Genomic DNA, 19,946 nt, shown 5'->3' on the forward strand with positions numbered 1-19,946 from the left:
CGGTCGCCGACGGCGCAGGCGGCAGCCTCGTCGGCACAGCGCTCCAGGGCGTAGCCCATGGGCGCGCGCAGGGAGCGCAGCGCGGGGTGGCAGAGTGCCGCCACTTCGGCGGCGGCGATGAAGAGGTGGTGGTGGCCCGCGAGATGGGCGCGTTCATGTGCCAGCAGGGCGTCGCGTTCGGCGGGGTCCAGGGCACGCAGCATCCCCGTGGTGACGACGATCCGGCCGGGAGTTCCGGGACGTCCGGGCAGCGCATACGCGTCGGGGCGGCTGTCGCGCAGGACGGCCAGCTCACCACCGCTGCACTCGGACGGCTGCGCGGACCGGTGCAGCTCGGCCCAGTGGCGGCGGGCGGTGCGGGTGACGGCGACGGCGCAGCCCGCGAGCAGAGCCAGTGCGGCAGCCGCGAGGGGCACGGCGGAGGCGGGAGCGGCGTCGGAGAGCGGCCTGACGAGTTCACCGAAGGCGGAGACGGCGGAGAACCGGGTCGCGCCGGGCACCACCAGCAGGGCCAGGGCGAGCAGGCTGCACAGGGCGAGGCCGATGCCCGTCGAAGCAAGCAGCCGTACGGCCCGCACCGGCGACAGGGCGTCTGCCAGGCGACGGGCTGCGGGTACCGCGACGAAGGGCATCAGCAGCGGAACCCACACGGCATAGATCATCGGGCTTCTCCATCGAGCAGGTCCCGGAGCAGCTGCTCGTCCTCGTCGGTGAGCTGTGACACGAATCGGGCCAGCACCGTGCTGCGGTCCTCCTCCTTCTGCAGCTCGCTGTGCATCCGGCGGGCGGTCAGCCCCGGCGCGTCCTCGGTGGGGGTGTACGCGAATCCGCGGCCTGCGCGGGTTCGGGTGACCGTACCCTTTTCGTAGAGACGCGACAGGATCGTCGTGACGGTGGTGCGGGCGAGAGCGGCCCCGATCGCACCCTGCACCTCGCCTGGAGTGAGTGGGGTTCCGGCCGCCCACAGGGCCGCCAGGATCGTGGACTCCAGCTCGCCGGAGGGGCGTCGTTCCGATGCGGTGTGGTGCGGCGACGGGCGCTCCGGTCCGGCTTCCGCCACCGGCCCAAGGGCTGGTTCGCCGTACGAGCCGGGGTCGGATTCTCCGCTCGATATCCCCTTCACCTGGGACATGGGAACTCCCCTCCGCCTTCGGGCGTCTACAGTGACGTAGACCGTCTACATCACTGTAGTCAGTCCGGGCGTTCCGTAGGGCCGCCCGCTCACCATTATGGGAGACCTTCCACCGTGTCCGTATTCTCACTGGCGGCTGCGCCACAAGCGGTGAACCTGCTCGACGCAGGTTCACTGCTCGGAGCGTTCGGTGCGCTCGGCATCGCCGTCGTGCTCTTCGCCGAGACAGGACTGCTCGTCGGCTTCTTTCTGCCCGGCGATTCCCTCCTGTTCACGGCGGGCCTGCTCTGCGTGTCGGGCACCCACGGCCCGGTCCAGCTGTCGTTGCCACAGGTGCTGATCGCCGCCTTGGCCGGCGCGCTGCTCGGTGCGCAGGCCGGCTACTGGATCGGTCGCCGCGGTGGCCGGGCCCTGCTCGCCCGCAGTCGCGCCAAACGGCTGCACGAGGGCGCCGCCCGCGCCGAGGAGCTGCTCGGCAGATACGGCCATGCGCGGGCGATCGTGCTGGCCCGCTTCGTACCCGTCGTACGCACGGTGCTCAACCCGTTGGCCGGGGCGCTCAACGTCCCTGCCGGGCTCTTCACACTGTGGCAGGTCGTCGGCGGGGCGGTCTGGACCGTCGGACTGGTCCTCGCGGGATACGCACTGGGGTCCTCGGTACCCAACGTCGACCGCTATCTGCTGCCGATCGTCGCTGTCGTGGTCGTGATCTCCCTCATCCCGCTCGCTGCCGAACTGCTCCGCTCCCGCGGTCGGCGCACCGCCGAAGGAGACAACAGCTGATGCCTCTCGCCTCCACCGCCACCTCGTTCGACGGTGGCCTGTACACCTGGATCACCGAGCTGGCCCAGCGCTCCCCGGCCGCTCTGGATTCCACCATCCGCGTCTGGTCGGACTACGGACTGGCGCTGTTCGCACTGCTGATGCTCGCGTCCTGGTGGCGCTCCCGCTCCGCGGGCCCCGCCCGTACCGCCATGGCGCTCTGCACCCCGCTCGTCGTGGTGGCCGCGTACATCGTCAACGATCTGGTGAAGTCGGTCTTCCATGAGCAACGGCCGTGCCAGACCCTGCATGTCGTGACGGTGGAAGCATGTCCCGCACTCGGTGACTGGTCCTTCCCCAGCAACCACGCCGCCATCGCGGCGGCCGCGGCAGTGGCGATCTGGCTGACCGACCGCCGGCTCGGGGCGCTCGCGGTGCCTGCCGCTCTGCTGATGGCGGCGTCCCGGGTCTGGATCGGTGTGCACTACCCGCACGATGTGCTGATCGGGCTGGTCACCGGCGCGCTGGTCGCCTGGCCTCTGACGGTCGCCGCGCGGCGCTGTGCCCCGGCGGTCGTCCGGCTGCGCGAGAGCCCGCTGCGCCCCCTGGTGGCGACACGATGACCGAAGACGCTTCGGCGGTCGCGCGCGCCCGGCCCGGACCCGGCGCGTTACCGCTCCGTACACCACTGGGAGCCGTTCTCGTCGCGCTGCTCGGACTGATTGCGCTGGCGGCTCTCGTCCTGGCCACCCGGCACGGCTCCCCGCCCGCCCTGGACCGGGCCGGCCACGACTGGTCGCTGCGGCATCGGCCGCCGGGCCTCGTGACGACCGCCCGGGCCATCACGGCCACCGGTACCGGAGTGTTCCCGTACGGGACAGCGGTGGTCGCCGGGCTGATCGCAGGCCGTGACACCCGCCGACGGCTGGGGTACGCGGCAGGCGCCCTGGCCTTCCTGCTGCTTGCGCAGGGTGTCCGCTATGTCCTCATGGAGCTGATCGCCCGGCCCCGCCCGCCGCTGGACGACTGGGCCACGCACGCCTCGGGCTTCGCTTTCCCTTCCGGGCACGCGACGACGTCCGCGCTGATGGCCGGTCTGCTGCTCACGGCCCTCGGTCTCCGGACGCGCGGCGGGACCGGGCCGCGTCCCCTCCGCTCCGTCGTCGCCACCCTGGTGGTCTGCTGGGCCGCGGCCGTCGGTCTGAGCCGGGTTCTGCTCGGCGTTCACTGGGCGACGGATGTACTCGGCGGATGGCTGTTCGCCACGGTCTGGATCGGGCTCGGGACCGCGCTGATACGGAAGGCACTGCCGCTCCCGCAGTGACCGGTCCGTTCAGGCCCCACCCCTCGAGGTTCCGTGCGATGCCACTCATCTCTCCCGCACGTACCACCCGTGTCATCCGTCCGCCGGTTGTGCCGCGTCTGCTCTCGCTCCTCCAGCGACGGCTGACCTGGGTGATGGTGGCCGCGTACACGGCGGCCACACTGCTGCCGCAGGCCGGACTGGCCCTGCGGCAGCTTCACCTCGCCGCGGTGCCCTTACCCGCCGGCGCGGCCCGTACCCAGCTCACCCTGCCGTCGCTCCTGCTCGGCTATCTGCTCTTCACCGCGGCGTTACGGGTGCCTGCCGGGGGGCTGCCCGGGCTCGTCCGCCGACCACTGCCGCTGCTGGTGGGAACGGCCGCCAACACGCTCATTCCGCTGGCCCTGCTGCCCGGCGTGGCCGTTGCACTGGGCCAACTGCCCGATGCCGACGGCTGCAGCGGACTGATCACCGGCCTCGCGCTCGTGGGGGCCATGCCGGTCGCGGCCGGAGCCACGGTCTGGGGCGGGCGGGCGGGCGGCAACCACTCCCTGGTCGTGGGGATCGTGCTCGCCTCCACCCTGCTGAGTCCACTGACGATTCCGCTGATGCTCTCGGCGGCCTCGACTCTGACACGTGGCCACTATGCCCACGATCTGTCCCGGATGGCTGCGACGGACGGCGGGGCGTTCGCCGTGATCAGCGTGATCGTGCCGTGCGTCGCCGGTCTGGCCGTCCAACGGGTGACACCCCGCCATGTGCTCGAACGGCATCTGCCGTGGCTGCGGCTGCTCGGACTCCTCGACGCGGTGCTGCTCACGTACAGCAACGCCTGTGGAGCGCTCGGCGGCTTCCTGCTCCACCCGCGGCCCGCACTGCTGGTCGCGGCCGTCGTCGTGTCCGGGGCCCTGTGCGCGGCGTCCTTCGTCATCGGCTGGTGTCTGGCCCGCACGGTCCGGGCGAACCGCGCGGACACGGTCGCGATCACGCTGACCTGTGGAATGAACAACAGCAGCGCGGGTGCGGTACTGGCCGCGACGAATCTGCCGAGCAGCCCTCAGGTGCTCCTGCCCGTTCTCGCGTACAGCCTGTTGCAGAAGTGCGGGGCAGGGCTGGCGGACTCGGTGCTGCGCCGCAGGGCCGCCGCCTCCTAGGACCTTTCGTCTGGCCCCGGCCTGATCGGAACGAGGGGCCCCTGGCTCCCGTGGCCGGGCAGGCGGATGACGGCGAGGCCGCCGTCGAGGTCGACGGTGGAACGGTGGGGCGGCGCGCCGTCCTCCTCGTCGTCACGCAGCAGCAGGGCGCTGCGGCGCTCCTTGAGTTCGCTCTGTTTGCCGGGCGAGAAGGTCGCATGCAACTGCTCGAAGCCGGTCGCCGAAACCTGGCCCCGGCGTGCGCTGTTGCGCCACGGCAGCAGACCGGCCCGCCCTGCGCACAGCATCAACTGGTCGAGAAGAGCGACGCCGGTCAGCCCGATCACCAGTCCGGGCAGCGTCATCAGTGCGACGAATTCCATCCGCCCAGTCTCATCGATGTGGGGTGCGGTGCGCATCGGTCGCGGGTACGACCGTGGGGGCCGACGCATTGCGCAACGGCCCACACGGTCCTGGGGATCAGAGCTGTTGGCGGTCAGCCGTTGGGGAGGATGACCGCGCGGCCGTTGATCTTCCCGTGGTGCAGCCGCTCGTACGCCAGCGGCGCCTCGTCCAGCGTGTAGGTCTCGACGTGGACCTCGACCGATCCTGCACGGGCGAGGTCGAGTACCTCGGCGAGCTCGGAGCGCGATCCCCAGTACGGGGAGGTCACCGTCGTGCTGTACGGCAGTGACCCGAAGCCGACCGGCAGCGCACCGCCGCCGAGGCCGACGATCGTGACATCGGAGTCGATGGCGGCCGCTGCCCCCGCCGTGGCGACGGTGGGAGGTGCTCCGACGAAGTCGAGGACGACCTGGGCGCCGACACCGCCGGTCAGTTCACGGATCTTCGCCGCGGCGTGTTCGTCTGAAAGCACGGTCTCGTGGGCGCCGACGGCGCGGGCCAGGGCGAGCTTGTCCTCCGACACGTCCAGGGCGACGACCCGGACGGCCGTCATGACGCGCAGCAGCTGGATCGCGACGTGGCCGAGGCCACCGGTGCCTATGACGACGGCGGTGGCACCGGGTACCAACTTGGGCAGGGACCGCTTGATCGCGTGGTACGGGGTGAGGCCCGCGTCGGTGAGCGGCACGGCCTGGACCGGGTCGAGGTCGCCGAGCGGCACCAGGTGGCGGGGGTCGTCGACGATCATGTACTCGGCCATGGCGCCGGGCGAGCCGAGTCCGGGCGGGGTGATGCCGAGTTGCTGGGCGCGCAGGCAGTAGTTCTCCTTGCCCTCGGCGCACTTGACGCACGTACCGCAGCCCCAGGGGCCGTAGACCGCAACGGACTCGCCGATCGAGAGGCCGCTCACTCCGTCGCCGAGTGCGGCGACGGTGCCGACGCCCTCATGGCCGAGGGTGAGCGGCAGCGGGAAGGGGATCTGCTCCGCGGGCCGGCTCATCACGGCGATGTCGGAGTGACAGACACCTGCGGCAGTGACCTTCAGCAGCACCTGGCCTGGGCCGGGCGACGGGTCGGGCACCGTGACGACTTCGGGTGCTGAGCCGACGGCGCGGTACTGAACGGCCTTCATGGGGTTCTCCTCACTGCTTTCTTTTATGTTCTGTTGGTCGCTCCCCCGTTCCCCCGTCCGCCGATCAGGAGGCGGAGTAGCCGCCGTCCACCAGGTGGTAGCTGCCGTGGATGAAGGAGGCGCGGTCGGAGAGCAGGAAGGCGGCGAGTTCGGCGACTTCCTCCGCCTTGCCGAGGCGTCCGGCCGGGTGCAGCGAGATGAGGTGGTCGCGGGCCGGGCCGTCCGTATTGCGCAGCAGCGGCGTGTCGATGAAGCCGGGGCCGACGGCGTTGATCCGGACGTTCTGTGCCGCGTATTCGAGGGCGGCCGTCTTGGTGAGGCCGACGACACCGTGCTTGGCGGCCACGTACGCGGGCGATCCGGCGAAGCCGTTGGTGCCGAGGATCGACGACATGTTGACGACGGCGCCGCCGCCCGCCGCGACGATCGCGGGAAGCTCGTAGCGCATCGAGTAGAAAACACCACTGAGGTTGGTGGCGACGACCCGGTTCCAGTCCTCGATCGCGTACTCACCGGTGGGGTTGCTGGGACCGCCGATGCCCGCGTTGTTGACGGCGAGGTGCAGGGCGCCGAACGTCTCGACGGCGAATCGCACGCCCGCTTCCACGGACGCCGGGTCGGTCACGTCCATGGCCACCGCGGCGGCCTTGGCGCCGGCACTCTCCAGTTCGGTGACCGCCTTGCGGGCGTTGGCCTCGTCGTAGTCGGCGACGACGACGGACGCGCCGCCTGCGGCCAGCCGGTGGGCCAGGGCCAGTCCTATGCCGGAGGCGCCGCCGGTTATGAGGGCGGTCCTGCCGGCGAACTCCTGGTCCGCGGGGGTGAGGGGGGTGCTCATGAGGTTGCGTTTCCTTCCGTGGTGCTGTGCGGCGCCGCCCCGGCGGGATGCTGCGTGAGCAGTTCTCCGGAGAGTGCGTCGAAGGCCTGCCCGATCAGTCGGGGCAGGTTGTCCGGGTGCCCGCCGCGGGCCCAGGCGGCTTGGGCCGCGAGGAGTGCCCCGGCGCCCGCGGCGACCGCGACGGCGGGACGGATGTCCAGCCGCGGGTCGACTCCGAGCCGCTGCGCGATGATGGCGACCGAGTCCTCCTGGGCGTCCACCCGGATGTGGTGGAACGCGGCGTAGAGGGTCGGCTCCTGCTCGGCGAGGACCAGCACGTCGAAGATCCGGTCGCGGCGGTGCCACGCCTGTGCGTCGGGGTCGTCGAGCCAGGCGACAACGGCGCGGCGGTAGGCGGTGAGGGGGGCTCGTCGGCGGGGCGTACGCGCAGGGCGTCGTTGATCCGGTCGCCGTCGTCCCGGAGCGAGTCCAGGACTGCGGCTTCCTTGCTGGTGAAGTACCGGCTGAAGGTCCGCCGGTCGACGTCCGCGCGTTCCGCGATCTCCTCGACCGTCACATTTTTCAGACCTCGGTCGAGTACGAGCTCGAACGCGGCCTGAGCCAGTGCGTCCCGGGTCCTGCGGGCCTTGCGGCTCCGTCGCTCCGGGGTCTTTCGTTCCGGATTCATGAGTGCACGGTACACCTAAAAAATGTCCCGACGCGACAAAAGTCTCGTCGGGACATTGGATCAGCATCCGGCCGCCCTGCCGGAGCCTCTACCGGCCGCTGAAGGTCTCAGCGGCCCGGCGAGCACCGTGACCGGTCGCCACGGGCCGGTGGCGGCTGCCTGCCGGTGCCCGGCGCAGGGCGAGTGCGGCGATGTCGTCGCGTCGCACGCCTCCGGAGAAGGACTCCAGGTCGGCGTGGAGCGCGTCCAGCACCTCGCGCGGCCCGTGCGCCGCCCAGTGGGCCAGCCGGGCGTCCAGCGGATAGAAGGCGCCCGATGCGTCGCGGGCCTCGGTGACCCCGTCGGTGAAGACCAGAAGCGTCGCGCCGGGCGGGAAGTCCAGCGGTTCCGCGACCCGCGCCTCCGCGCTGAGCTCCGCCATGCCCAAGGGAACGGATGTGCGCCGCAGCGGAACCGGGCGGGCCACGCCGTCGTGCAGCAGCCGGGGCGGCAGATGGCCGCAGTTCACGGCCTGCACCCGGTCCTCCCCGTCGAAGCCGAGCACCAGAGCGGTGACGAAGCGTTCGATCTCTCCGGTCTGGGCGGAGAACGTGTTGTGCCGGGCGACCGCGTCCTCCAGCGCATCGACCACTCCGGTCAGGGTGGGCTCACGAATGGCCGCTTCCCGGAACGCTCCGAGCACGGCGAAGCCTGCCCCGATCGCGGCGAGCCCCTTGCCCTGCACATCTCCGATGATCAACCGGGTTCCGTAGGGCGACTGCACGACTTCGTAGATGTCACCGCCGACCAGGCGGTCCTCCTCGATCGGCGTATAGATGCCGTGGGCGAAGATCTGCTCGGTCAGGATGGGCAGCGGGCGCAGAATCTGTCGCTGGAGCGCAACGGCGGCGGAGCGCAGTCTGGCTATTTCGGCGGCATGACGGAGCCGCAGCGCGCAGGAACCGACGCCGAGGAAGCAGGCCAGCGCGGTGAAGGCGATGCTGCTGGTGACGTCCCAGAACGCTCCCCCGGTCACCAGTCGTGAGCAGACGACCACGGTCATGATCCAGGTGGCCACGCCCACCGTCTGCCGAATCGTTCCGAAGACCGAGACGAGTGCGGGCACGACCACGAGGAGCGGTATGAGGCGCAGCTCGTCGCCGGTCCAGACGTCAAGGATGGCAACCAGGACGGTCACGAGTGTCAGCCCGCCGAACAGTGCCCCGTTCCCGATCCGGGGGGCGAAAACGGCTTCTTCCCCCGCGTCCGTACCAGGGAGCGCCGCTCCACGCGTCGCCGCTCGGTGCTGGAGCCCGATCGTCACGGCCCATTCCTCCCGGGATCTGCCGGCCCAGCGCCGACGTTCCGTCCCAGTCCATCCGGTTCACAGGGGGCAGCACACGAGGCTTACGGCCTCTTGGAGCGCGCCGAAGGTCCCGGAAACGGAAACGGCAGTGACCTTCGGCCCGGAAATCCCGGGACGAAGGTCACTGTGTTGCGGTTCAGCGCACGGCTGCCGCACAGGCGTCGCCGTCGCGGCGGACGCCACCGGTTCCCGGCAGGCGCGTCGGCGGATGATCCGGTACGAGCGCCGAGAGGAAGGACGTCCGGCGGCGGAGAACGAATCCCAGCGATTCGTAGAGCCGGACGGCATGGGTGTTGGAGGCGGAGGCGTGCAGGAACGGTGTTTCGCCGCGCTGCTTGATCTCGTGGGCGACGGCGAGGACGAGCCCGCTGCCGAGCCCCTGCCCGCGCACGGAGTCGTCCGTGCAGACGCCACTGATCTCGCTCCAGCCGGGTGGGTGGAGGCGTTCGCCCGCCATCGCGACGAGCGCTCCTTCGCGGCGGACGCCGAGGTAGGTGCCGAGCTCGACCGAACGGGGCAGGAACGGCCCCGGGCGGGTGCGGGCGACCAGGTCGAGCATCTCGGGCACATCGGCGGGTCCGAGTCGTACGGCCTGCGGAAACGGGGCCGCCGCGACCCCGGCGTCGACGAGCTGGACGCCCTCGGCGTGAAAGGTGATCTCCCAGTCGTCCGGCGGCGGTTCACGGAAGGCGGTGATGGTGACGGCGCCACCGGGGCCGGCGAGCGCCGCTGCGTCGGCCCAGTCCTCGGCCTTCGGCGCGTCCGGGATCGCGACCCAGGGGGCCACGTCCGCCGGGTAGCGCAGGATGCGGCCACGCTCCTCGGCGAAGTGGGAGTGCGGGCCGGTCAGTGCGGCGCGGACCGGGTTGTCCAGCGGGTGCCCACCCCCAGGGACATGCGGCGCGCTCACGCGATCGCCTCGATCACGATCTTCCCGCGCGCATGTCCGCTCTCCACGGCACGCAGCGCTTGTCCCGCCTCGGCGAGCGGAAAGGTCCCGGTCACATACGTCCGCAGGGCGCCGGTGACGACGAGGTTCGCCACCTCGTCGAGAACCGCCGCGGTACGGGCCCGTACGACGGCCGCCCCGCCGAGCTCCACCGCCAGTGGCTTGCCCCCGGCGCTGATCAGCGTGGCCGGGTCCGTGAGCAGCGGGGCCACGGCCCTCAGGGTGTCTCCGCCGACCAGGTCGAAGACCGCGTCGATGCCGTCGGGGGCCGCTGCCCGGACCCGGTCGGCAAGACCGGCGCCGGATTCGACGTGCACCGCGCCGAGCGACTCGATGAAGTCCTTCTTGGCCGCGCTCGCGGTACCGATGACATGTATACCGGCGTGGCGGGCGAGCTGTACCGCGGCCGTTCCGACACCGCCTCCGGCTCCGGTGATCAGCAGGGTCGAACCGGGAGCGAGTCCGAGCTGGCGGACGCCGTCGTACGCGGTGGCCACCGCGACCGGCAGTACGGCCGCGTCGGTGAACGACAGCTCGGCCGGCTTGTGCGCGGTCACGGCGGCGGGCAGCAGCGTGTACTCGGCGTACCCGCCGGTCACCGGGTTGCCGAAGACCTCGTCCCCGACCGCGAACCCTTCGACGTCCGGGCCCACGCCCTCGACGACTCCGGCGGCCTCGCTGCCGAAGACGGTGGGAAACGGCTGCGGCTCGCTGCCGGGCCTGGTGTACCCCGTACGCAGCTTCCAGTCGACCGGGTTGACCCCGGCCGCCCGGACGGCGACGAGCAGTTCGCCGGGGCCCGGCGCCGGCACGTCCTGCTCGATGAGGGCCTCCACCTCCGGTCCGCCGTTGCGGGTGAACACGTACGCCTTGGGCATGAGCTCCCTTTCTCCTGGTCATGGCAGCGACGGTGCACGGCACCGACGGCCGGGCCGCTCACCGATCACTACAGCAGCAGGAAGGTCCTTTTCCCTGCACGTATTCCCGGGCCGGTGGAGTGTTCATCGGGCCGCAATGATTCAGCGGACGCCGCCCGTGGCCGGGTCCACGACCTTGTTCACGAGGAGTTCGAGAAGCCGCCGGTCGTCGCCCGCGGTGCCGCGTTCGGCGGGTGTGTCCGGGTTGACGTCGAGCAGCACGTGGGTGGCGCCCAGCTCGCCGAGTTCTGCCAGATCGGCCCGGATCCGGTCTGTCGTGCCGTGCCCGGCGGGGCGTTCGCTGCCGAGGAGTGCGTCGGTGACGCGGATCTGCAACCGCGGCACGAGTGTGGGAGCGGGGCGCCGGACCCGTTCGGCCTCCTCGGTGATCACCGGCAGCCCGGCCCGGATCGCATCGAGAGGCAGCCGGTACGGATGCCAGCCCTCACCGAGCCGGGCGGCGCGACGCTGGGCAGCGGCCGAGTTGCCACCGACCCAGACGGGCAGGCAGGGGGCGGATGCGGGCGCGGGAGCGGTCCGTACTCCTTGATAGGAGACGTGGTCGCCCCGGAACGTCGTGGGGTCCTCGGCCCATGCGGCGCGGATGGCGGCCAGGTACTCGTCGGTGATCCGTCCCCGCTCGGCGAAGGGCACGCCCAGCGCCTCGTACTCGGCCCTGGACCAGCCGATCCCCGCGCCGAGGATGAATCCGTCGGCGTTCAGGTTGTCGATATTGGCTGCGAGCCGGGCGGTCTGCAGAGGGTGCCGGTACGGAATCACGGTGACGGTCGTACCGAGCACCAGACCTGGCACCCGCCCGGCGATGTGCGCGGCGAGTACGAACTGGTCGTAGAACGGGGCGGGATACGTCTCGTGCACATCGGGGGTGACCGCGATGTGATCGGAGATCATCGCGAAGGAGTACCCCAACTCGCGTGCATCCACAGCCTGTTGGAGGAGGCTTGCCGGGGTGGTGCCGACACCGAAATTGAGTATGTTCACGCCGAATTTCACGATCGGAGCCTAACAACCGGACATACGCGAACTTCTTGTCGGTGAAGATCCGGATGCAGACCGCAGCCGGGTCACCGTCGGCCTGCCCCCGCCCCCACGTCCACCGGATGCACAGCAGTCGGGGCACCGTCGATTTCGACTCAACTGCCGCTGGATATGAGCCGGTCGGCCCCGATGCGCCGTCGGCTGTGGCAACCTGGAGGCGACCGCCCCACCGGGCTCCCCCGTACCGGTGGGGCGGTTCTGGTGTCCGGTGCGCCTCGCCGCACAGATATCGCGCCTCGCCTGAACAGAGATGACGAGGGGTCATGACGATTCCCGGCCATAGACGCCGTGTGACCTGATCGACTTCCACTTTTCCGCATGGGAGCGGCCTGCGGGGGCAGACGCCTACACCTCACCTACTACCAGGGGAGCGTGACAAGATGACGGCGCACACTGCGCAGACTGCCGGTGCGGAGCGAGCGGAGAGTGCACGGTCGACGCCGACGGGGGAGGCTGCCGGGGACATCGGCGACCTGCCATGGATCGAGGATGCGGGGAAGATCGCCCCGCCGGATGCGCGTGAACTGTCCAGGCTGTTCTTCGACCGGCTCCAGGTCCTTGAGGAGGGAACCCCCGCCCATCAGTACGCGCGCAACACCCTCATCGAGATGAACCTCTCCCTTGTCCGCTTCGCCGCAGGACGGTTCCGGAACCGGGGCGGCGGCGACATGGAGGACATCGTCCAGGTGGGTACCATCGGGCTGATCAAGGCCATCGACCGGTTCGATCTCTCCCGCGAGGTCGAGTTCACCTCCTTCGCGGTCCCTTACATCACCGGCGAGATAAAACGGTTCTTCCGTGACACCAGCTGGGCGGTGCATGTCCCGCGCCGACTGCAGGAGTTGCGGGTCGACATCGCCAGGACCAAGGAGTCCCTGGCCACGCAGCTCGACCGCGACCCCACCGTGCCGGAGCTGGCCGATCAACTGGGGCTCAGCGAGGGCGAGGTCACCGAGGGCATCGTGGCGGCCAACGGGTACACGGCGGGTTCGCTGGACATGCCGGCCGATCCGGCGGACGCGGGCCGGCGAAACGCACCGGGGCGCACCTTCGCCGATGTCCTGGGCGGACCCGATCCCGCCATGGAGACGGTCGAGAATCTGCATACGCTCGCGCCGCTGCTCGGCGATCTCGACGTTCGTGAGCGCCGCATCATCGACATGCGTTTCGGCCAGGAGATGACCCAGTCCCAGATCGGCACGGAGCTCGGCATCTCGCAGATGCATGTGTCGCGGCTGATCAGCAGGATTCTGGGGAAGCTCCGCAGCGGAATGCTCGTCGAGGAGTAAATCTGAGCGGATTCGGCACCGAAGCGGGCGTCCGGTGGCGGCGTGCGGCTGCGCGACGGGCAGAGGAGCGGGAACTGGTCCGCCGGTCGGCCGACTGACTGCCCAGGGGACCGTGGTACGGCCGTCCTGCCGTCGGCGCGGGCGACGGACCGAACGGGCCTTACGCAGCCGGAGGTTGCCGTCCACATCACGCAGGGCTGCCTGATCGGTGCCGTGGGCACGGCACGAGGCGCAGGCCGCCTGAACGGCTGTAACGGGCCCGGCGGTGCCGGAGCGGACTGCTCCGGCACCTGGTCGGACCGTCCGGCAGGACTCAGCCACCGTCCTTCTCCGGGGCGCGGCCCGCGTAGTAGGTGGCGATCATGTCCTCGCCGCCGTGCCCCGCCGCCTCGGCGCGCGCGAAACGGTCGACCGACGCGGCGACCAGGTCCAGCCGCACCCCTGACTCCTGTGCCGCGTCCAGGATGAGGCGGCTGTCCTTGAGCGCGTTGGACACGGAGAAACTCGGGGTGAGGTCACCGGAGAGGAGGGCGGCGGACTTGCCCTGAAGGTAGGCGGAGTCCAGCGGGCCGCCCTTCATTACGTCGAGGAACGTCTGCGGGGCGATCCCCAGTCCTTCGGCCAGGTTGAGGCATTCCGCGATGCCGTTGACCATGGTGATCACCCACGTGTTGACCACGAGCTTCAGCCGCGAGGCCGCCCCGGGAGTCTCCGCGACCCAGACCGTTCGCTGTCCGATCGCATCCAGCACCGGGTTCACCGACGCCCGGGCGGTGGAGGGACCGGACACGAAGACCGTCAACGTGCCCTGTTCCGCGGGCTGTTTGGTACCGGAGACCGGTGCGTCGAGATAGACCAGACCCGCGTCCATCGCGCGCCTGGCGAGATCGGCGGTGGCGTCGAGCCCGACGGTCGAGCTCTGGAGCAGCACCTGGCCGGCGTGCAGCCCGGGCGACGCGGCGGTCAGCGCGGCGGCGACGGCGGGGCCGTCGTTGAGCATGGTGAGGATGACGTCGGCACCGCGTACGGCTTCCTCCGCCGTCTCGGTGACCGTGGCGCCATCGGCGGCGAGCGGGGCCGCCTTGGCCTGCGTACGGTTCCAGGCACGGACGTCGAGTCCGGCCCGGAGCAGACTCCGGACCATGCCTGATCCCATGATTCCGGTGCCGAGGACGGCGACCGTCGGCCGCTTCGAGGTGGCGTCGGCAGCGCTTGAGGTCATGAGAGGACTCCCTTCATGGGCCGCGCCCCGGTCGGCTCGCGGCGCAGTGGGTTCTCAGGATTGCCGCAGCGCACCTTCGAGGACGGCAGCGTGCACGGCCCTGGCGAGTCGTGCGCCCCAGCGCGAGCGGGGTCCTGCGAAGGGTTCACCGGGGGTGGGTCCCGGGGAGGGGGCGGCGATACAGACGGCGTCGGTGGGGGTGCCGGAGCAGTCGAGTCCCGCATCCAGGAGTGCCTGGACCTTGGCCTCGGTCGCGGTGGCGATCGCGTTGACGAGCGCGGCGTCGGAGAGAGCCACCGGCAGGGTGACGACGATATTGACCGTGCCCGGCCGCGGCAGCCCCTCGGTGCCCTCGGCAGGGGCCGCCGCCCAGCCGCGTACGCCGAGTCCGCAGGTCACGGTCGCCGTCACCCCCTCGTCGGCCGCGACTGTGAACGCCGTGACGTCGGCGGCCGTCATCAGTCCGGCACCGGGTCCGCCGAGGTGTTCCGCGGCGGCGATCTCGGCAAGGTGACGGTCGGGGTCCAGGCGCGGATAGCCGCCGGGCACCTGGGCGTTGAGGATCCAGGAGCGCGGGCCGATGCCACCGCCGAGCACGGCGCTGCTGCATACCCGCCACCCCGGCCCGAGCCGCCACACCAGATGGTGGATGTCCAGGCCGTCCTCGTGCCGGGTCAGCAGTTCACCGCGCTGTTCGGGCAGCCGGATGCGTACGGAACGGATGAGGCACCCCCGGTGGCACGGCAGGAGGACGGTGGGCAGTCGGCCCGTCGATCATATGCGCCGGGGTCCCTCGGCCCGCGCCGGGCGCGGTGCGGGGGCGGAGACGTACCGGAGCTCGGTCCTGGTGCTCGGCGCCGGGCGACTCCGGTACCCGAATATCCGAAGTATGTCGCCCGTCCCCGGCGGTCTGGTCATCGGGCAGGTCACCGACGCCAACACCGGCGACGGCATCAGCGGGGCCACCCTGACCGGCACCGGAACCGGCGCCGTGAGCACCACCTCGGCCGCCACCCCGAACGACGCGGCCCTCGGTGACGGCTTCTACTGGGCCTTCGCACCGGTCGGCAAGCAGACGCTGGCCGTCGCCAAGTCCAAGTACGTATCGGCCTCCAAGGCTGTGACCTTCGCCGCCGACTCCACCGTCGAGAAGAACTTCTCCCTCAAGGCCGGGCGTCTCAAGGTCACGCCCACCTCGATCGACTCCTCGGTGGCCTGGGGCGGTTCGGCGACCAAGACCCTCACGATCAAGAACACCGGTGGTGCCGACGCCACCGTCGAACTGGCCGAGAAGACCGGCGGCTTCGCCCCGGCGGCCTCGGGTGCGCCGTTGATCAGCAAGAAGGGTGACTACTCGCCGCTGTCGGCGAAGAGCCGGGCCGGCAAGGCCGGTGCCGCCGCGGCGGCACCGGCCGAGGGCGGCGACGCATGGGAGACCGTGGCCGATCTGCCCGACACCATCGAGGACAACGCCGTAGCCGCCGACAACGGCAAGATCTACTCGGCGTTCGGCTACGACGGTTCGGCCGACATCAAGTCGCTGTACTCCTACGACGCCGAGAACGGCTGGACCAAGCTGGCCGACGCGGCCGACACCCGGGAGGCCCCGGCCCACGGCTTCATCGGCGGCAAGCTGTACGCCGTCGGTGGCTGGGGTGCCGGCGGCAGCCCGGACGCCAAGCTGGAGATCTACGACCCCGGCTCCAACAGGTGGACGACCGGTGCCCCCTCTCCGACTCCGCTGGCGGGTTCGGGCTCCGCGGTCCTGGACGGCAAGCTGTACTCCGTCGGCGGCTGCACCGCCACCGTCTGCGGCTCCGACTCGGTGACGGTCTACGACGCGTCGGACAACTCCTGGTCCACCGCGGCAAGCTACCCGGAGGACGTCGCCTGGGAGTCCTGCGGCGCCATCGGCGCACTGCTGTACTGCTCCGGCGGTGTCACCGACGATGGCGAGCTGAAGTCCGCATACGTCTACGACCCGGCTGGCGACTCCTGGTCGGCCCTGCCTGACATGCCGAAACCTCTGTGGGGCTCCGCGTCCACCGCGGCCAACGGCCTGCTGCTGATCTCCTCCGGCGTCAGCGGCAACGCACTCACCAACGCGGGCTACGCCTACGACCCGGCTGCCGGGACCTGGTCGTCCCTGCCCAACGCCGACGTCGCGACCTTCCGCGGCGGCGGCGCCCCGGGCTTCTACAAGGTCGGCGGCGCGACCGGCACCGCCAGCCCGGTCAGCACGGTCGAACTGCTCCCCGGCTACGACCAGACCAGCGGCTCGGACGTCAGCTGGCTGTCGCTGGACTCCTCGGAGTTCACACTCGCTCCGGGCGCCACCGTCTCGGTCGCGGTATCGGTGAAGGCCTCGGTCGACGAGATCACCCAGCCGGGTGAGTTCACCGCTCAGGTCGCCATCTCCACCAACACCCCGTACGCGGTGGCATCGGTCCCCGTCACCATGACGGTGGCTCCGCCGAACACCTGGGGCAAGATCACCGGGACAGTGCGCGGCAAGGCATCCGACGGCAGCACGGCCCCCCTGAAGGGGGCGACCGTCCAGGTCGACTCGTGGGCGTCCTCGTACACCCTGATCACCGACAAGGACGGCCACTACGCCCTGTGGCTGGATGCTCGCAACAACCCGCTCACCGTGATCGTCGCCAAGGACGGTTACGCACCGACGGTGACCACCGTCAAGGTCGTCAAGAAGGGAACGGTGACCACCGACTTCACTCTGAAGAAGGCCTAGGTTCGGCGGGCCCGGCCGGCCGGGCCCGCCGCACACCGGGTGTCCCCGGGGCCGTGCTCACCGTGGTGAGCGCGGCCCCGGCCACTGGGGCAGGAAGCGCACCGAGGGGCGACCGTCCGGGCCGTCGGGAGTGACCCGTGCCCTGACCCGGTAGACGTCGGCGATCAGCTCCTCGGTGATCACTTCCGCCGGGGTCCCGGCGGCCACCACCCGCCCCTCCTTCATGACGACGATCCGATCGCAGAACATCGCGGCCAGATTGAGGTCGTGCAGAGCGATCACACCGGTGAGGGGCAGCGAGGTGATCAGCGACAGCAGATCCAACTGGTGCTGGATGTCGAGGTGGTTCGTCGGCTCGTCGAGCAGCAGTTCACGCGGCTGCTGGGCCAGTGCGCGCGCTATCTGGACACGTTGCCGCTCACCTCCGGAGAGGGTGTGCCAGGACTGGTCGCCGCGATCGGCGAGACCGGTCCGCTCCAGGGCTTCGCGCACCGCGTCGTCGTCCGCCCGGCCGGGTGCCGACCAGGCCCTGCGGTGCGGGACACGCCCCAGGCGTACCACGTCCAGGACGCTCAACTCGACCTGGGTGACCGCATGCTGGTCGACCACGGCGACCCGCTGGGCCACGGTTCGGCGACCGATCTCGTCGAGCCGCCGGCCGTCGAGGGTGACCACGCCCGCATCGGGGGCGAGGACTCCTGCCAGCACCCGCAGCAGGGTCGACTTCCCGGAGCCGTTCGGCCCGATCAGCCCGACGGTGGCACCGGGCGGCGGGGTGAGGTGGACCCCGTCGAGGATGAGGCGGCCGCCCGCCTCCCGGCTGACCCGCTCGGCACGCAGCCCCTCAGTGGCTCCAGGCGTCATGTGATCCTCCGGCTGCGGTACAGGACCAGGACGAACGCGGGCACGCCGATGAGGGCGGTGACGACTCCCACGGGTACTTCCTGCGGGTCGAGGACCGTCCTGGCCAGCGTGTCGACCCAGACCAGGAACACCGCCCCGGCCAGGGCGGTGACCGGCAGCAGCCGCCGGTGCCCGGAGCCGGTGAGCGCACGGGCGGCGTGCGGCAGGACCAGACCGACGAAGCCGATGGCGCCGGCCGAGCTGACGAGTGCGGCGGTCAGCAGTGCGGTCGTGCAGAGCAGCACGATCCGGGTGCGCGCGACATGGACGCCGAGTGTGGCGGCGGCGTCCTGGCCGAACGCGAAGGCGTCGAGCGTACGGGCGTGGCCGAGGCAGATCAGCAGGGTCACGACGAGAACGGCGGAGCAGATCCACACATCGGTCCAGCCGACCCCGCTGAGCGAGCCGAGCAGCCAGAACAGCACCCCGCGGGTCTGCTCTGCGTCGGCGGCGGTCATCACGACGAAGGAGGTGAGCGCGGAGAACAGCTGCATGGCCGCGACACCGGAGAGGACGACCCGGTCGGTCGTGCCGCCCAGGGTGTGGCTCAGCAGCAGAACGAGGGCGAACGAGCACAGTGCGCCGATGAACGCGCCGGTCGATATCGACACCGCTCCCCCGCCGACGCCGAGGACGACCACCACGACCGCGCCGGTCGACGCGCCGGAGGAGACACCGAGGACGAACGGGTCGGCGAGCGGGTTGCGGAGCAGGGACTGCATGACGGTTCCGCACACCGCGAGCCCGGCGCCGCACACCGCGGCAAGCAGGGTGCGCGGCATGCGCAGGTTCCAGATGATGCCGTCCCGGATCGGGGTGAGCCGTGACCGGCCCCAGCCGACGTGGGAGGCGACCGTGGACCAGACGTCGGCAACGGAGATACGGGCGGGGCCGATGGTGACGGCGACCGCGACGGACAGCACGAGCAGTGCGATGCCACAGGCCCACAGGGCTCCGCCGCGCAGCTTCCGTATCTGCGTGCCACTGCGCTCGGCTGCTTCGGAGGCCGGTGGCGCGTCCACCGCCGTGGCCCGTTCGGTGTCCGTCACCCCGCGAATCCGAAAGTGCGCAGCCCGGCGGCAACGCGTTCCACACCCTCGACCGTCCGGATGGACGGGTTCATGGCCTGGCCGCTCAGCAGGACATACCGCTTGTGCCTGACGGCGTCCATGTTCTTGGTGACGGGGTTGGACTCCAGGAACTCGATCTTCTTCGCGGCGCTCTCGGCGGTCTGCGCCTTGCGGGTCAGGTCGCCGATGACCAGGACGTCGGGGTTGCGGTCGGCGACGGTCTCCCAGCTGATCTGGGGCCATTCCTCATGGGTGTCGTCGAAGACGTTCTTCGCGCCGAGCTCCCCGGTGATGATGCCGGGCGCTCCGCAGCAGCCGGCCAGGTACGGGGCCTTGGAGTCGGAGAACCAGTAGAGGAGGGTGGCGTCGGAGGCGTCGACGCCCTCGGACGCCTTCTTCACCCGGGCCCGCAGCTGCGCCACGAGCGTCTCGCCGCGTTTCTGCACGCCGAACACCTTGGCCAGGTCGCGCACTTCGCCGTACACGCTGTCCATGGCCAGTGGCGCGGTACGGGCTCCGTCGCCGCCGCCGCTGTTGTCCTTGCCGGTGCAGTCGGCGGGCGAGACATAGGTGGGGACGCCGAGATCCTCGAACTGTTCGCGGGGCGCGACGCCGCCCTTGGCGAGCGTCGACTCGAACGACGCGCTGATGAAGTCGGGTTCCTGGTCGAGGACCTTCTCCGACGACGGCCGGTTGTCCGCGATCCTGGGAACCTTGGCGTTGGCCTTCTCCAGTCCCTTCATCACCGGGTCGGTCCAGGTCGAGGTGGCGGCCAGCCGGTCGGCGAGGCCGAGGGAGAGCAGGATCTCCGTCGAACCCTGGTCGACCGAGACGGCCCGGTGCGGTGCGGCTTCGACGGTGACGGTGCGTCCACAGTTCTTCAGCGTCACGGGGTATCCGTCGGCCGAGCCGGACTTCGCGGCGGAGCTGCTCGTTCCGCCCCCGCAGGCGCTCAGCAGGGCGAGTCCCGCCGAGAGCAGGGCGATGGTGCGGACAGGGCTGGCTATGGACGGCACGGAGTCCCTCTGCGTCTCGGGGCTCATGCGCGGAGCCCGCTGTACGGAGTCCTGC

General features: G+C 70.8%; 20 protein-coding genes and 1 pseudogene. 6 read left to right on the forward strand and 15 right to left on the reverse strand.

Annotation, left to right across the window (positions count from 1 at the left end):
- On the reverse strand, positions 1-662 hold a 662-nt coding region (locus GA0115254_RS07895; RefSeq protein WP_107451308.1), incomplete at its 3' end, for a M56 family metallopeptidase.
- A complete protein-coding gene (locus GA0115254_RS07900; RefSeq protein ID WP_256102442.1) occupies positions 659-1,060 on the reverse strand; it encodes a BlaI/MecI/CopY family transcriptional regulator in 402 nt (133 codons plus the stop codon). The genes GA0115254_RS07900 and GA0115254_RS07895, both read right to left, overlap by 4 nt.
- Before the next feature lie 186 nt (positions 1,061-1,246).
- On the opposite strand from GA0115254_RS07900, the gene GA0115254_RS07905 reads away from it, so the two are divergent.
- Genes GA0115254_RS07905 through GA0115254_RS07920 form a run of 4 tightly spaced genes read left to right on the forward strand, consistent with a single transcriptional unit; the run spans position 1,247 to position 4,351 of the window.
- Entirely contained in the window at positions 1,247-1,915 is a 669-nt protein-coding gene (locus tag GA0115254_RS07905) for a DedA family protein (protein WP_256102439.1), read from the forward strand.
- A complete protein-coding gene (locus GA0115254_RS07910; RefSeq protein ID WP_093894576.1) occupies positions 1,915-2,517 on the forward strand; it encodes a phosphatase PAP2 family protein in 603 nt (200 codons plus the stop codon). Before GA0115254_RS07905 ends, GA0115254_RS07910 begins: the two co-directional genes overlap by 1 nt.
- Positions 2,514-3,218, forward strand: a complete 705-nt coding sequence (locus GA0115254_RS07915) for a phosphatase PAP2 family protein (RefSeq protein WP_093894577.1) — start codon at positions 2,514-2,516, stop codon at positions 3,216-3,218. The genes GA0115254_RS07910 and GA0115254_RS07915 overlap by 4 nt, the downstream gene beginning before the upstream one ends.
- A 38-nt stretch (positions 3,219-3,256) precedes the next feature.
- A complete protein-coding gene (locus GA0115254_RS07920) occupies positions 3,257-4,351 on the forward strand; it encodes a bile acid:sodium symporter family protein (RefSeq protein ID WP_176740018.1) in 1,095 nt (364 codons plus the stop codon).
- Here the strand turns inward: GA0115254_RS07920 and GA0115254_RS07925 are convergent.
- From GA0115254_RS07925 to GA0115254_RS07960, 8 genes and pseudogenes are all read right to left on the reverse strand, one after another.
- Positions 4,348-4,713 (reverse strand): DUF6191 domain-containing protein, encoded by a 366-nt coding sequence (locus GA0115254_RS07925; protein WP_093894579.1) that lies wholly within the window; start codon positions 4,711-4,713, stop codon positions 4,348-4,350. The two genes, GA0115254_RS07920 and GA0115254_RS07925, sit on opposite strands and share 4 nt — an antisense overlap.
- A 113-nt stretch (positions 4,714-4,826) precedes the next feature.
- The gene (locus GA0115254_RS07930; protein ID WP_093894580.1) at positions 4,827-5,867 is read right to left on the reverse strand and encodes an NAD(P)-dependent alcohol dehydrogenase; all 1,041 of its coding nucleotides are present in this window, start codon (positions 5,865-5,867) and stop codon (positions 4,827-4,829) included.
- A gap of 64 nt (positions 5,868-5,931) precedes the next feature.
- The gene (locus GA0115254_RS07935) at positions 5,932-6,705 is read right to left on the reverse strand and encodes an SDR family NAD(P)-dependent oxidoreductase (RefSeq protein ID WP_093894581.1); all 774 of its coding nucleotides are present in this window, start codon (positions 6,703-6,705) and stop codon (positions 5,932-5,934) included.
- Positions 6,702-7,372 (reverse strand): annotated as a pseudogene (locus tag GA0115254_RS07940) (TetR family transcriptional regulator). Before GA0115254_RS07940 ends, GA0115254_RS07935 begins: the two are co-directional and overlap by 4 nt.
- Positions 7,373-7,460: 88 nt before the next feature.
- A complete protein-coding gene (locus GA0115254_RS07945; protein WP_093894582.1) occupies positions 7,461-8,675 on the reverse strand; it encodes a PP2C family protein-serine/threonine phosphatase in 1,215 nt (404 codons plus the stop codon).
- 178 nt (positions 8,676-8,853) lie between these two features.
- Positions 8,854-9,627 (reverse strand): GNAT family N-acetyltransferase, encoded by a 774-nt coding sequence (locus GA0115254_RS07950; RefSeq protein ID WP_093894583.1) that lies wholly within the window; start codon positions 9,625-9,627, stop codon positions 8,854-8,856.
- Positions 9,624-10,544, reverse strand: coding sequence for an NADP-dependent oxidoreductase (locus tag GA0115254_RS07955; RefSeq protein ID WP_093894584.1), 921 nt, complete (start codon positions 10,542-10,544; stop codon positions 9,624-9,626). The genes GA0115254_RS07950 and GA0115254_RS07955 overlap by 4 nt, the downstream gene beginning before the upstream one ends.
- A 141-nt stretch (positions 10,545-10,685) precedes the next feature.
- Complete coding sequence (locus tag GA0115254_RS07960) at positions 10,686-11,585, reverse strand: TIGR03619 family F420-dependent LLM class oxidoreductase (RefSeq protein ID WP_256102440.1); 900 nt, start codon at positions 11,583-11,585, stop codon at positions 10,686-10,688.
- 437 nt (positions 11,586-12,022) lie between these two features.
- Here GA0115254_RS07960 and GA0115254_RS07965 point away from each other — a divergent pair, with 437 nt between their 5' ends.
- Complete coding sequence (locus GA0115254_RS07965) at positions 12,023-12,931, forward strand: RNA polymerase sigma factor SigF (protein WP_093894586.1); 909 nt, start codon at positions 12,023-12,025, stop codon at positions 12,929-12,931.
- Between the two features lie 313 nt (positions 12,932-13,244).
- Here the strand turns inward: GA0115254_RS07965 and GA0115254_RS07970 are convergent, their stop codons facing one another.
- Both GA0115254_RS07970 and GA0115254_RS07975 read right to left on the reverse strand, forming a co-directional pair.
- Entirely contained in the window at positions 13,245-14,153 is a 909-nt protein-coding gene (locus tag GA0115254_RS07970; RefSeq protein WP_093894587.1) for an NAD(P)-dependent oxidoreductase, read from the reverse strand.
- Positions 14,154-14,207: 54 nt separating this feature from the next.
- Positions 14,208-14,792 (reverse strand): adenosylcobinamide amidohydrolase, encoded by a 585-nt coding sequence (locus GA0115254_RS07975; protein ID WP_256102441.1) that lies wholly within the window; start codon positions 14,790-14,792, stop codon positions 14,208-14,210.
- Positions 14,793-15,042: 250 nt separating this feature from the next.
- On the opposite strand from GA0115254_RS07975, the gene GA0115254_RS07980 reads away from it, so the two are divergent.
- Positions 15,043-16,902 (forward strand): Kelch repeat-containing protein, encoded by a 1,860-nt coding sequence (locus GA0115254_RS07980; RefSeq protein WP_176740019.1) that lies wholly within the window; start codon positions 15,043-15,045, stop codon positions 16,900-16,902.
- 57 nt (positions 16,903-16,959) lie between these two features.
- Here the strand turns inward: GA0115254_RS07980 and GA0115254_RS07985 are convergent, their stop codons facing one another.
- The 3 genes from GA0115254_RS07985 to GA0115254_RS07995 are packed head-to-tail and all read right to left on the reverse strand — an operon-like array spanning position 16,960 to position 19,918.
- Positions 16,960-17,766: an ABC transporter ATP-binding protein gene (locus GA0115254_RS07985; protein WP_093894590.1), complete on the reverse strand. Its 807-nt coding sequence runs from the start codon at positions 17,764-17,766 to the stop codon at positions 16,960-16,962.
- Positions 17,763-18,854: a FecCD family ABC transporter permease gene (locus GA0115254_RS07990; protein ID WP_370740840.1), complete on the reverse strand. Its 1,092-nt coding sequence runs from the start codon at positions 18,852-18,854 to the stop codon at positions 17,763-17,765. The genes GA0115254_RS07985 and GA0115254_RS07990 overlap by 4 nt, the downstream gene beginning before the upstream one ends.
- Complete coding sequence (locus GA0115254_RS07995) at positions 18,851-19,918, reverse strand: ABC transporter substrate-binding protein (RefSeq protein WP_176740020.1); 1,068 nt, start codon at positions 19,916-19,918, stop codon at positions 18,851-18,853. The genes GA0115254_RS07990 and GA0115254_RS07995 overlap by 4 nt, the downstream gene beginning before the upstream one ends.
- Positions 19,919-19,946: the final 28 nt, after the last annotated feature.

The organism is Streptomyces sp. Ncost-T10-10d (genome assembly GCF_900091955.1).
In the GTDB taxonomy this organism is placed as follows: domain Bacteria; phylum Actinomycetota; class Actinomycetes; order Streptomycetales; family Streptomycetaceae; genus Streptomyces.

Excerpts from the sequence above, each read along its gene's own strand:
- GA0115254_RS07915 (WP_093894577.1), top strand. The coding sequence starts at position 2,514 with ATGACCGAAGACGCTTCGGCGGTCGCGCGCGCCCGGCCCGGACCCGGC.
- GA0115254_RS07955 (WP_093894584.1), bottom strand. The coding sequence starts at position 10,544 with ATGCCCAAGGCGTACGTGTTCACCCGCAACGGCGGACCGGAGGTGGAG.
- GA0115254_RS07970 (WP_093894587.1), bottom strand. The coding sequence starts at position 14,153 with ATGACCTCAAGCGCTGCCGACGCCACCTCGAAGCGGCCGACGGTCGCC.
- GA0115254_RS07965 (WP_093894586.1), top strand. The coding sequence starts at position 12,023 with ATGACGGCGCACACTGCGCAGACTGCCGGTGCGGAGCGAGCGGAGAGT.
- GA0115254_RS07920 (WP_176740018.1), top strand. The coding sequence starts at position 3,257 with ATGCCACTCATCTCTCCCGCACGTACCACCCGTGTCATCCGTCCGCCG.
- GA0115254_RS07985 (WP_093894590.1), bottom strand. The coding sequence starts at position 17,766 with ATGACGCCTGGAGCCACTGAGGGGCTGCGTGCCGAGCGGGTCAGCCGG.
- GA0115254_RS07925 (WP_093894579.1), bottom strand. The coding sequence starts at position 4,713 with ATGGAATTCGTCGCACTGATGACGCTGCCCGGACTGGTGATCGGGCTG.
- GA0115254_RS07995 (WP_176740020.1), bottom strand. The coding sequence starts at position 19,918 with ATGAGCCCCGAGACGCAGAGGGACTCCGTGCCGTCCATAGCCAGCCCT.
- GA0115254_RS07910 (WP_093894576.1), top strand. The coding sequence starts at position 1,915 with ATGCCTCTCGCCTCCACCGCCACCTCGTTCGACGGTGGCCTGTACACC.
- GA0115254_RS07935 (WP_093894581.1), bottom strand. The coding sequence starts at position 6,705 with ATGAGCACCCCCCTCACCCCCGCGGACCAGGAGTTCGCCGGCAGGACC.
- GA0115254_RS07980 (WP_176740019.1), top strand. The coding sequence starts at position 15,043 with ATGTCGCCCGTCCCCGGCGGTCTGGTCATCGGGCAGGTCACCGACGCC.
- GA0115254_RS07930 (WP_093894580.1), bottom strand. The coding sequence starts at position 5,867 with ATGAAGGCCGTTCAGTACCGCGCCGTCGGCTCAGCACCCGAAGTCGTC.